This is a genomic window from Microbacterium sp. (assembly GCF_017305435.1).
In the GTDB taxonomy this organism is placed as follows: domain Bacteria; phylum Actinomycetota; class Actinomycetes; order Actinomycetales; family Microbacteriaceae; genus Microbacterium.
Genome location: NZ_JAFKIP010000008.1, coordinates 242,356 through 254,214 on the forward strand (window position 1 = coordinate 242,356; position 11,859 = coordinate 254,214).

The 11,859-nt window shown below is 69.1% G+C and carries 11 protein-coding genes; 8 read left to right on the plus strand and 3 right to left on the minus strand.

The window, feature by feature from the left end; genetic code table 11:
* Positions 1-32 precede the first annotated feature (32 nt).
* A complete protein-coding gene (locus J0I43_RS15320) occupies positions 33-524 on the minus strand; it encodes a succinate dehydrogenase hydrophobic membrane anchor subunit (RefSeq protein ID WP_292865814.1) in 492 nt (163 codons plus the stop codon).
* A complete protein-coding gene (gene sdhC, locus J0I43_RS15325; protein WP_292865817.1) occupies positions 524-958 on the minus strand; it encodes a succinate dehydrogenase, cytochrome b556 subunit in 435 nt (144 codons plus the stop codon). The genes J0I43_RS15320 and sdhC overlap by 1 nt, the downstream gene beginning before the upstream one ends.
* 284 nt (positions 959-1,242) lie before the next feature.
* Here sdhC and J0I43_RS15330 point away from each other — a divergent pair, with 284 nt between their 5' ends.
* From J0I43_RS15330 to J0I43_RS15365, 8 genes are all read left to right on the plus strand, one after another.
* Positions 1,243-2,358 carry a mannose-1-phosphate guanylyltransferase gene (locus J0I43_RS15330; RefSeq protein ID WP_292865820.1) on the plus strand — a complete coding sequence of 372 codons (1,116 nt, stop codon included), beginning with the start codon at positions 1,243-1,245 and terminating at the stop codon, positions 2,356-2,358.
* Between the two features lie 189 nt (positions 2,359-2,547).
* Positions 2,548-3,651 carry a BMP family ABC transporter substrate-binding protein gene (locus tag J0I43_RS15335; protein ID WP_292865823.1) on the plus strand — a complete coding sequence of 368 codons (1,104 nt, stop codon included), beginning with the start codon at positions 2,548-2,550 and terminating at the stop codon, positions 3,649-3,651.
* A 117-nt stretch (positions 3,652-3,768) separates the two neighbouring features.
* Positions 3,769-5,289: an ABC transporter ATP-binding protein gene (locus J0I43_RS15340; RefSeq protein WP_292865826.1), complete on the plus strand. Its 1,521-nt coding sequence runs from the start codon at positions 3,769-3,771 to the stop codon at positions 5,287-5,289.
* A 50-nt stretch (positions 5,290-5,339) separates the two neighbouring features.
* Positions 5,340-6,620, plus strand: coding sequence for an ABC transporter permease (locus tag J0I43_RS15345; RefSeq protein ID WP_292865962.1), 1,281 nt, complete (start codon positions 5,340-5,342; stop codon positions 6,618-6,620).
* Positions 6,617-7,909, plus strand: a complete 1,293-nt coding sequence (locus J0I43_RS15350) for an ABC transporter permease (protein WP_292865829.1) — start codon at positions 6,617-6,619, stop codon at positions 7,907-7,909. The genes J0I43_RS15345 and J0I43_RS15350 overlap by 4 nt, the downstream gene beginning before the upstream one ends.
* 5 nt (positions 7,910-7,914) lie before the next feature.
* On the plus strand, positions 7,915-8,313 hold the full coding sequence (locus tag J0I43_RS15355) for a cytidine deaminase (protein WP_292865832.1): 399 nt from the start codon (positions 7,915-7,917) through the stop codon (positions 8,311-8,313).
* Positions 8,310-9,629 (plus strand): thymidine phosphorylase, encoded by a 1,320-nt coding sequence (locus J0I43_RS15360; protein WP_292865835.1) that lies wholly within the window; start codon positions 8,310-8,312, stop codon positions 9,627-9,629. The genes J0I43_RS15355 and J0I43_RS15360 overlap by 4 nt, the downstream gene beginning before the upstream one ends.
* A gap of 53 nt (positions 9,630-9,682) precedes the next feature.
* On the plus strand, positions 9,683-10,807 hold the full coding sequence (locus J0I43_RS15365) for an adenosine deaminase (RefSeq protein ID WP_292865838.1): 1,125 nt from the start codon (positions 9,683-9,685) through the stop codon (positions 10,805-10,807).
* Between the two features lie 61 nt (positions 10,808-10,868).
* Here the strand turns inward: J0I43_RS15365 and J0I43_RS15370 are convergent, their stop codons facing one another.
* Positions 10,869-11,753, minus strand: coding sequence for a type IV toxin-antitoxin system AbiEi family antitoxin domain-containing protein (locus J0I43_RS15370; RefSeq protein WP_292865841.1), 885 nt, complete (start codon positions 11,751-11,753; stop codon positions 10,869-10,871).
* Positions 11,754-11,859 lie beyond the last annotated feature (106 nt).

An 11,859-nucleotide genomic window follows, 5' to 3' on the forward strand; every position in this document is an offset into this window, starting at 1 on the left:
CGTCGTCTTCTCGAGCGCGCTCAGGATGCCGCTCAGGCGGCCGAGCACATCTCGATCAGCCAGTCGGTCGTCGAGTTCTCGATGCCCAGGCACGGGTCGAACGTGAAGACGACGAGCGTGCCGAGGAGGATCAGGAACCCGGCCGCGATCCACAGCGCCCACACCAGGACCTTGCGGGTGGTCGCGCCGGTCACGTAGTCGTTCACGATCGTGCGCATGCCGTTGGCGCCGTGGATGAGGGCGAGCCACAGCATCAGCACGTCCCACCACTGCCAGAACGGGCTCGCGAACTTTCCGGCGACGAACGCGAAGTCGATGCCGTGGATGCCTTCGCCGAGCATCAGGTTCACGAAGAGGTGCCCGAAGATGAGCACGACCAGCAGCACACCCGAGATGCGCATATACAGCCAGCCGAACTTCTCGAGGTTGCGGCCCCGGCCGCGCGGGCGGGGAGTGCGGGGGGCGGCGATGTCGGCGAGGTGCGCGTCGAGCTCGCGTTCCTGTGCGTCGTGGACGAAGGACATCAGTGACCCCCTCCCGCGTTCGCGAAGACGTTCATCAGGTGGCGCGGCGCGAAGCCGGCGAGCGTCACGGCCCACAGGCCGATGACGCCCCACCACAGCTGACGCTGGTGGCGCGTCGCCCAGGGCCAGAGATCGACCGCGATGATGCGCAGGCCGTTGTAGGCGTGGTAGGCGATCGCGGCGACGAGGAACACCTCGCCGATGCCCATGATCGGGTTCTTGTACGTGCCGATGACCGCGTCGTACGCCTCGGGGGAGAGGCGGATGAGCGCCGTGTCGAGCACGTGCACGAGCAGGAAGAAGAAGATGGCGACGCCGGTGATGCGGTGCAGGACCCACGACCACATGCCCTCATTGCCGCGGTACAGCGTGCCGCGCGGGGTCTTGGACGTGGTCTGGGCTACCGACGGTGTGACGCGTGCTGGTGCAGACACGGTCGTCCTCCCTTGGTGTGATCGGACGCGACGCTGCGGCGAGCGGGACGTCCGCGGGGCCGCGGGGCCCGACTCGTCGCACACGGGGCGCAATCTCATCCTAAGTCGCCCTCCCGCGACCCGGCGAGGAAGGGGACCCTAACTTCTCTCGATATCGAGAGATCGGCAGGAAAGGGCCTTCTTTCGGATGGGCGGCGGTCCCCCGTCTTTCGGGGGTGGAGCGTGGATGCCGCGGGGGATGCGCGCGGACCCTCCCGGAAACATGGGACCGATAGTCTCGAACCATGGTGCACCCCATCGACGACTTCTACGCCGTGATCCCCGCCGGAGGGGTGGGCTCGAGGCTCTGGCCCCTGTCGCGGGCCGATGCGCCCAAGTTCCTCCACGACCTCACCGGGTCCGGCCACTCGCTGCTGCGCGACACGTGGGACCGGCTCGAGCCGCTCACCGGACACGACCGGATCGCCGTCGTGACCGGGCGCGCGCACCGCGCCGCCGTCGAGGACCAGCTCCCCGGCATCCCCGACGCGAACGTCATCCTCGAGTCGGAACCGCGCGACTCCGCGGCGGCGATCGGTCTGGCGGCCGCGATCCTCCACCGCCGGGAACCCGACGTCATCATCGGCTCGTTCGCGGCCGATCACGTCATCCGCGTGCTGCCGGTGTTCCACTGGGCCGTCGAGCAGGCCGTCGCCGTCGCCCGCCAGGGGTACATCTGCACGATCGGGATCACCCCGACCGAGCCCTCCGTCGGCTTCGGCTACATCAAGAAGGCCGACATCCTCACGGTCGAGGGCGCGCCCGAAGGAGCTCTCGTCGAGCGCTTCGTCGAGAAGCCCGACCTCGAGACCGCCAAGGAGTACGTGGCATCCCGCGACTACCTGTGGAACGCGGGCATGTTCATCTCGCGGGCGGACGTGCTCCTCGCCGAGATCGAGGCGAACAACCCCGAGCTGTACGCGGGCCTCATGGAGCTCGCCGAGGCGTGGGACGACCGCGAACGGCGCGGCCCCGTCGTCGACCGGGTGTGGCCGCGGCTGGAGAAGATCGCAATCGACTACGCCGTCGCCGAGCCGGCCGCCGCGAAGGGCCGCCTCGCCGTCGTGCCGGGCCACTTCGACTGGGACGACGTGGGCGACTTCGCGAGCCTCGCGAAGCTCAACTCCGGCGGGCGGAAGAACGATCTCGCGATCCTCGGCGAGAACGCCCGCATCCTGTCGGATGCCGCGAGTGGCATCGTCGTCAGCCACACGAACCGCGTCATCAGCCTCATCGGCGTCAAGGACATCGTCGTCGTCGACACCCCCGATGCCCTCCTCGTGACGACGAGCGAGCACGCGCAGCGCGTGAAGGGCGTCGTGGATGCCTTGAAGCTGACCGGTCGCGGCGACGTCCTCTGACGCGCCACCGTTGATCGAGTACCCGCGCGAAGCGCGGGTGTATCGAGATCCGCGCTCGTATCGGGATCATTGCGTCTTTGTAACCATTCGCATCCACACGGGCGCTCGGCGTGCAAACCGGTCGTCACACTGGGTAACTTCGATCCGTGCGCCCGCGAGATCCGCGGGTCTATCAATGTGGAGGCTGCATTGACCATCTCGACCCCTAAGAAGCTCGCGGGCATCACTGCCGCCGCCGGGCTCATCATCGCCCTCGCCGGCTGCGGCTCGGCGCCCGACGCATCGAACACGGGCACCGCCGGTGCCGGTGGCGCCGTCGACGGCTTCAAGCCGTGCATGGTCTCGGACGCGGGCGGCTTCGACGACAAGTCGTTCAACCAGCTCGGCTACGAGGGCCTGGAGAAGGCCGCCGGCGAGCTCGGCGTCGACTTCAAGGCCGTCGAGTCCAGCTCCGAGTCGGACTACGCGCCGAACCTGCAGAGCCTCGTCGACGACGGCTGCAAGCTGATCATCACGGTCGGCTTCGCGCTCGCCGCCGCTGCGGGCGAGTCGGCTGCCGCGAACCCCGAGATCGAGTACGTCTCGATCGACGACATGGTCGACAACGACTTCGACGGCAAGACCGACCAGCCGAACATCAAGCCCATCATCTTCGACACCGCGCAGGCGGCGTTCATGGCGGGCTACGCCTCGGCGTCGTACTCCACCGCGAAGAAGGTCGGCACCTTCGGCGGCATGAACTTCCCGACGGTCTCGATCTTCATGGACGGCTTCAAGCAGGGCGTGGAGTACTGGAACAAGGAGAAGAGCGACAACGTCCAGGTCATCGGCTGGGACGGCACCGACGGTGTCTTCACCGGTGGTTTCGAGGCCAACCAGGACGCGATCAACGCCGCGCAGGGCATCGTCGACCAGGGTGTCGACGTGCTGCTGCCCGTCGGTGGCCCGATCTACCAGTCGGCCGCCTCGGTCATCCGCTCCTCGGGCCGTGAGATCGCGCTCATCGGCGTCGACGCCGACGTGTTCGAGACCGACCCGTCGGTCGGCGACCTGCTCCTCACCTCGATCCGCAAGCTCATCGACGTGGGCGTCGAGGACGCCGTGATGGCCGCCGGTCAGGGCAACTTCGACCCGACCCCGTTCATCGGCACGCTCGAGAACGAGGGCGTGGGCCTGGCCCCGTTCCACGACTTCGCGTCGAAGGTCTCGCCCGACCTGCAGGGTGAGCTGGACAAGATCAAGGCCGGCATCATCGACGGCTCGATCACCGTCAAGTCGTACCTCGCGGGCTGATCCCGCACGCGGGCGGGGAGGCCGGTTCGCCGGCCTCCCCGCCTTCTTTTCGTCCCCTGCATCCGTGCGCCCGGTCCACCCTCAACCGGCGCTCGCCCGTTAACTAGGATCGAACCCATGAAGCTCGAACTCCGCGGCATCACGAAGCGGTTCGGCAGTCTCGTCGCCAACGATCACATCGACCTCGTCGTGGAGCCCGGTGAGATCCACTGCCTGCTCGGTGAGAACGGCGCCGGCAAGTCGACCCTGATGAACGTCCTCTACGGGCTGTACACGGCCGACGAGGGCACGATCCTCCTCGACGATCACGTCCAGGCCTTCCGCGGCCCCGGTGACGCCATGCGTGCCGGGATCGGCATGGTGCACCAGCACTTCATGCTCGTCCCCGTCTTCACCGTCGCCGAGAACGTCATGCTCGGTCACGAGCCGACGAAGACCGGCGGCATCCTCGATCTCGCCACCGCGCGCGAGCGGGTGCGCGAGATCTCCGCGCGATTCGGGTTCGACGTCGACCCGGATGCCGTGGTCGAGGACCTGCCCGTCGGCGTCCAGCAGCGCGTCGAGATCATCAAGGCCCTCTCGCGCGACGCGAAGGTGCTCGTCTTCGACGAGCCGACCGCCGTCCTCACCCCGCAGGAGACCGACGAGCTCATGGCGATCATGCGCCAGCTCAAGGCATCCGGCACCTCCATCGTCTTCATCACGCACAAGCTGCGGGAGGTCCGCGAAGTGGCGGACCGCATCACCGTGATCCGGCTCGGCAAGGTCGTCGGCGAGGCCAGCCCGACCTCGTCGAACACCGAGCTCGCCTCCCTCATGGTGGGCCGAGCTGTCGAGCTCACCGTCCACAAGAACCCGCCCGTCCTCGGCGAGGAGGCACTCGTCGTCGAGCACCTCTCGGTGATCGATCCGGGGGGTCAGATCGTCGTCAACGACGTCAGCTTCACGGTGCGCGGCGGTGAGGTGCTCGCGATCGCGGGCGTCCAGGGCAACGGCCAGACCGAGCTCACTGAGGCGCTCATCGGCATGCAGCCGCTCGTGCGCGGCTCGATCACGCTCAGCGGTGAGCAGCTCGTCGGGCGCAGCATCCGCCGCGTCCTCGACGAGGGCGTCGGCTTCGTCCCCGAGGACCGCAACGTCGACGGCCTCGTCGGCGAGTTCACGATTGCCGAGAACCTCATGCTCGACCGGGCGAACGGGGCGCCCTTCGTCAAGCGCGGCACGGTCCAGCGACGCGTCCGCGACGAGTTCGCGCAGGCGAAGTTCACCGAGTTCGACGTGCGCGCCCCCTCCCTCGACACGCCCGTCGGACGTCTCTCCGGCGGCAACCAGCAGAAGGTCGTGCTCGCGCGCGAGCTCAGCCGCGACCTGTCGCTCTTCGTCGCGGCCCAGCCGACGCGCGGCGTCGACGTGGGATCGATCGAGTTCATCCACAAGCGCATCGTGGAGACGCGGGACTCCGGCATCCCCGTGATCGTCGTCTCCACCGAACTCGACGAGGTGTCGGCTCTCGCCGACCGGATCATGGTGATGTACCGCGGCCGCATCATCGGCATCGTGCCCGGCGACACGCCGCGCGATGTCCTGGGCCTCATGATGGCGGGGGAGAACCCCGACGGGGAAGGGGTGGCCGCGTGAGCAGCACGTCCAGCGCGACCGACACGCCAACGCCGCGCACGGCGCGGGGCATCGAGACACCGCCGCCCGGCAAGTGGCACGACACGTTCGTGCGCATCACGCAGGGCAACGCCCTGATCTCGGTGCTCGCCGTGGTCCTCGCCCTCATCGTCGGCGGCATCATGATCGCCGCGACGGATGCCGAGGTGCAGCGTACGGCGGGGTACTTCTTCGCCCGCCCCGGCGACATGCTCGCCGCGATCGGCAACGCCGTCGGCGGGGCCTACGCGGCCCTCTTCCGCGGGTCGATCTACAACACGGGCGCGCCGGACTTCGCCCGCGGCATCCGTCCGTTCACCGAGACGCTCACCTTCGCGACGCCCCTCATCGCCGCGGGTCTCGGCGTCGCGCTGGCGTTCCGCATCGGCATGTTCAACATCGGCGGGCGCGGGCAGATGCTCATGGCGTCGGCCGGCGCCGGCTGGATCGCGTTCGGCTTCGACCTGCCGTTCCCGCTGCACATGGCGCTCGCCGTCCTCGTCGGCATGCTGTGCGGTGCGCTGTGGGGCGGCATCGCGGGCCTCCTGAAGGCCCGGACCGGCGCGCACGAGGTGATCGTGACGATCATGCTGAACTACGTCGCGTTCTATCTGATCTCGTGGATGCTGCGCACCCCCGGCCTCCTGCAGGCGCCGGGATCGAGCAACCCGAAATCGCCCGCGATGAAGGAGACGGCGGTCTTCCCGGACCTCCTCGGCACGGGCTACAACCTGCACTTCGGGTTCATCCTCGTGATCCTCGCGACTGTCGTCGTGTGGTGGATCCTCAGCCGCTCGAGCCTCGGATTCAAGTTCCGCGCCGTCGGCGAGAACCCGAACGCGGCGCGCGTGGCCGGCATCGACGTCAAGAACATGTACGTCTACGGCATGCTCATCGCGGGCGCCCTCGCGGGCCTCGCGGGCGTCAACCAGGTGCTCGGCACGATCACCACCGGTTTCACGGCGGGTATCGACGCGGGCATCGGCTTCGACGCGATCACGGTCGCGCTGCTCGGGCGCTCGACGCCGTGGGGGACCTTCGCCGCCGGCATCCTGTTCGGCGCGTTCAAGGCCGGCGGATTCGCGATGCAGGCCAGCCAGCAGATCCCGATCGAGATCGTCACCGTCGTGCAGTCGCTCATCGTGCTGTTCATCGCGGCGCCGCCGCTCGTGCGCACGATCTTCTTCCTCCCCTCGCCCGAACGCGACGCGCGTCGTCGCGAGAAGGCCCGCGAAAAGGAGCTCAAGCGCAAGGTGGATGCCGATCCGTCGACCGACGCTCAGGGGATCGAGTCGAAGGGGGTGTCCGCATGACCATCACCGGAGACGCCGTCGTCACGACGCCGCCGAGCGCGCAGCTGCCCGAGACCACCGTCATCCGCAGCTGGAAGACGCCGATCGCCCTCGCGATCTTCTCCGTCCTGTTCGGCGTGCTGCTGCTCGCCGCTCCCCGCACGGGGGAGACGACGTTCCACCTCTCCACGGCGGCCGACGTGCTGCAGCTGCCCGAGATCCTGGCGCCGGTCATGCCGACCGCGTGGGTCACGCTCGTCATCGGCATCCTCCTGACCGCGGCGGCCGCGTACTTCGTGCGCGCGTTCGGGCGCGCACCGCTGTGGATCGTCGCGGCATACATCATCGTGGTCGTCGTCGGCTTCCTCACGTGGGCCGCCGCCGGCGGCACCGTGCCGATCGCGGGTCTGCTGGCGGGTTCGCTGGGACTCGCCGTGCCGCTCATCTACGGTGCGCTCGCGGGCGTCATCGGCGAACGTGCGGGCGTCGTGAACATCGCGATCGAGGGGCAGCTGCTCGCCGGCGCGTTCACGGCCGCTCTCGTGGCATCCCTCACGGGGCAGCCGATCCTGGGGCTTCTCGCGGCCGCGGTCGCCGGCATGCTCGTCGCTTTCGTCCTGGCCGCCTTCGCGATCAAGTACCTCGTCGACCAGGTCATCGTCGGTGTCGTGCTGAACGTGCTCGTCGCCGGTCTCACGAGCTTCCTGTTCTCACAGGTGCTGCAGCCGAACGCGGCGACCCTCAACACGCCGCCGCGCTTCGACCGCATCCCGATCCCGATCCTCAGCGAGATCCCCGTCCTCGGGCCCGTGCTGTTCCGGCAGACGATCATCGTCTACCTCATGTACATCGCCGTCGCGCTCGTCTGGGTCGGGATGTTCAAGACGCGCTGGGGCCTGCGCCTGCGCGCCGTCGGTGAGCACCCGCAGGCTGCCGACACGGTCGGGATCAAGGTCAACGCGACCCGGTTCTGGAACGTGATCCTCGCGGGCGCCATCGCGGGCATCGGCGGCACCGTGTTCACGATCGGAAACGGCATCGCGTTCAACAAGGAGATGACGGCGGGTGCCGGCTTCATCGCCCTCGCGGCGGTCATCTTCGGTCAGTGGGACCCGATCAAGGCGACGCTCGCGGCGCTCCTGTTCGGGTTCGCGTCGAGTCTGCAGAACACGCTCAGCGTCATCGGGTCTCCCGTGCCGAGCGAGTTCATGCTCATGCTGCCGTACCTCGTGACGATCTTCGTCGTCGCCGGGGTCGTCGGAAAGTCCCGTGCGCCCGCCGCTGACGGCGTCGCGTACGTGAAGGGGTGAGGTCTGTGACGGATATCGATTGGGACGAGCTGCGCTCGGTCGCCACCGAGGCGATGGCGCGTGCGTACGCGCCGTACTCGCGCTATAAGGTGGGGGCGGCCGCCCTCGTGAGCGACGGGCGGATCGTGTCGGGCTGCAACGTCGAGAACGCCTCCTACGGCGTCGGGCTCTGCGCCGAGTGCGCGCTCGTCGGCGATCTGCACATGTCGGGCGGCGGCCAGCTCGTCGCGTTCGTGTGCGTCAACGGCGAGGGCGAGACGATCATGCCGTGCGGGCGCTGCCGGCAGCTGCTCAACGAGTTCGCGCTCCCCGGCATGCTCCTCGAGACGGTGTCCGGCATCCGGACGATCGCCGAGGTGCTGCCGGATGCCTTCGGTCCGCGAGACCTGGAGGCGGCGCGATGACCGCGGCATCCGATTCGGCGGCGGAGGCTGCGCCGGAGCCGTTCGACGCGGTCGACGTCATCCGCACCAAGCGCGATAAGGGCGCCGTCCCCGAGGACGCGCTGCGCTGGATGATCGATGCGTACACGCGCGAGTACGTCGCCGATTCGCAGATGGCGGCGTTCGCGATGGCGGTGCTCCTCAACGGCATGACCCGCGACGAGATCCGCGTCATGACCGACGCGATGATCGCCTCGGGCGAGCGGATGAGCTTCGCGGGTCTCTGCAAGCGCACGGTCGACAAGCACTCCACCGGCGGAGTCGGCGACAAGATCACGCTGCCGCTGGCGCCTCTCGTCGCCTCCTTCGGCGTCGCCGTCCCGCAGCTCTCCGGCCGCGGACTCGGTCACACCGGCGGCACGCTCGACAAGCTGGAGTCGATCCCGGGCTGGCGTGCCGCCCTCTCGAACGAGGAGATGACCGCGCAGCTGCGCGGCGTGGGCGCCGTCATCTGCGCGGCCGGCTCGGGCCTCGCACCGGCCGACAAGCGGCTCTATGCGCTGCGCGACGTCACCGGCACCGTCGAGGCGATCCCGCTCATCGCGTCGAGCATCATGTCGAAGAAGATCGCCGAGGGCACCGACGCGCTCGTCCTCGACGTCAAATTCGGCTCGGGCGCCTTCATGCGCGACGTCGAGAAGGCGCGCGAGCTCGCGCGCACGATGGTCGCGCTCGGCACCGACTCGGGTGTCGCGACGACCGCCCTCCTGACCGACATGAACACGCCCCTCGGGCTCGCGATCGGCAACGCCAACGAAGTCCGGGAGTCGGTCGAGGTGCTCGCCGGCGGCGGCCCCGCCGACATCGTCGAGCTGACGGTCGCGCTCGCGCGCGAGATGCTCGCGCTCGCCGGCCAGCCCGACGCCGACGTCGAGCGCGCGCTGCAGGACGGGCGTGCGATGGACGCCTGGCGCGAGATGATCCGAGCGCAGGACGGCGACCCGGATGCCGCGCTCCCGACCCCGCGCGAGACCCACACGGTCGTCGCGCCGTCGTCGGGCGTCGTCACCCGGATGGACGCCCTGCCGTTCGGCGTCGCCGCCTGGCGCCTCGGCGCGGGGCGCGCGCGTGCGCAGGACCCCGTGATCCACGCCGCCGGCATCGATCTGCTCGTCAAGCCGGGCGACGAGGTCGCGGAAGGTCAGCCGCTGTTCACCTTGTCGGCGGATGATGACAAGCGGTTCGCCCGCGCGCTCGACGCCCTCGAGGGAGCGTACGAGATCGGGGCGGAGGCCCCGGCATCCACCCCGCTCGTCCTCGAGCGCATCACCGCCTGATCTTTACCCACCGGTCCCTGAGCTCGTCGAAGGGCCACCCGAAGGAGCCCCTCATGGCCATCGCACAGCACGGCGACCCCACGCTCGAGGGCGTCTCGATCCGGTCGCTCCCGAAGGTGTCGCTGCACGACCACCTCGACGGGGCGCTGCGCCCGCAGACGATCATCGAGCTCGCCGACGAGATCGGTCACGAGGTGCCGACCGGCGACGCCGATGACCTCGCGGACTGGTTCGAGGACCAGAGCGACTCGGGGTCGCTCGTCGAGTACTTGAAGACGTTCGACCTGACGACAGCCGTCATGCAGACCGCCGACGGGCTGCGTCGCGTCGCGCGGGAGTTCGTCGAGGACCTCGCCGCCGACGGCGTGATCTACGGTGAGGTGCGCTGGGCGCCCGAGCAGCACCTCGCCCGCGGCCTGTCTCTCGAAGAGGCGGTCGAAGCCGTCCAGGAGGGCATCGAGGAGGGGGAGGATGCCGCCTCCTCCGACCGTCGAGGCGGCCGCGACATCCGCGTCGGCCAGCTCATCACGGCGATGCGGCACACGAACCGGTCGCTCGAGATCGCCGAGCTCGCGGTCGCGTTCCGCGGGCGCGGGGCGGTCGGGTTCGACATCGCCGGCCCCGAGGACGGCTTCCCCGCGTCGAATCACCGGGTGGCGTTCGACTACCTGGCATCCGAGTTCTTCCCGGTGACGGTGCACGCGGGGGAGGCGGCGGGTCTCGATTCGATCCGCTCAGCGCTCATCGACGGGCGTGCGCTGCGGCTCGGCCACGGCGTGCGCATCGCGGAGGACCTCGAGATCGTGCAGCAGAAGGGTGACGAAGTGCTCGTCACCTTCGGCGACCTCGCCCGGTGGGTGCGCGATCGCGAGATCCCGCTCGAGCTGTCGCCGTCGTCCAACCTGCAGACCGGCGCGATCGCGAAGTGGGGGACGGCCCTCGAGGACCACCCCTTCGATCTGCTGTACCAACTCGGGTTCGCGGTGACGGTCAACGTCGACAACCGCACGATGAGCCGCACCTCACTGACCCGCGAACTGGCTCTTCTGGCGGAGACGTTCGACTACCGCCTGGAAGACCTGGAGGCCTTCCAGCTGAACGCCGCCGCCGGTGCCTTCCTCTCCGTCGAGGAGCGGGAGGAGCTCATCGAACTGATCGGTGAGGGCTTCGCCGGCTGAGCCGCGTGCGGCAGGGCCGGCCGCGGTTATCGCCGCGAAAACTCCGGTGATCCGGCGGCGATCAGGACGATAACCGCCCGCGAAGCCGCGATGATCGCCGAGATGGTGGAGTTGTCGCGTGCCGCTGGTCGAGCGTGCGCCGGAGCATCTCGAAGACCACTTCGGGCCGATCGAACACGTCCTCTGCGATCGGCCGGACCGTCGTGTACCCGAGGGCCGCCGCGGCGAGATCCCGACGTGTGTCGCGTCGACGATCCTCCCACGATCCGTGGTGGGCGCGGCTGTCGCACTCGACGATCAGCCAGCCGTCGACGAGGAGGTCTACGCGCCCCACGCTCTGAATGTCGACCTGGAGCTCGACGGTGCAGCCCAGAGCGCGCACCATCAAGCGAACCAGACTCTCGGATCCCGCTTCGGCACGACGATCGAGGAGAGCTCGGAGCACCCGGTAGCGGCGGGGGAGTCGCGCGAATACCGCCGCCACCCCCGCTTCGTCGACGAAGCCGAGGTGCCAGGCGCTGTCCAACGTGGCGATGGCGTCGCGCGGCGCCTGGCAGCGGCACGCCTGAGCCAGCGCCTCGATGATGTCCGCGGCCAGACGGGTGCGGTCACAGGCGGTGTGGCGCCAGTGGCGACGGATGGCGGCATCAGGTGCAGGCAGCCGACTGGAGTCGGCGTCGATCTGGACGTGCAGCGGACCGTGGCGTTCGCGCACGAATATGCCGAGCGCGGTCAGCAGCGACACGCAGTCGAGGCGCCCGCCCGCGCGGGCCGCGGCCGCGAGCGCCGGAAGACAGTCCGGGCCGACGTAGCGACCGTTGCGAAGACGGATCAGCGCACCAGACTGCACGAGCCGTCGTATCCGGTGCGGGCTGAGCCCATGCGACGCGAGATCGGACGGCGAGAGGTATCGGGCGAAGAGAACCGCCGCGGTGTTGTCGGACATTCCCGTAGTCGACACGGTCAGGGGACCGGGCGGGCGCCGGAGGAGACTTCTGTGGACGGTTCGACGAAATCCCGCGTTGGGGAGGAGTCGATGAAACTCCACCGAT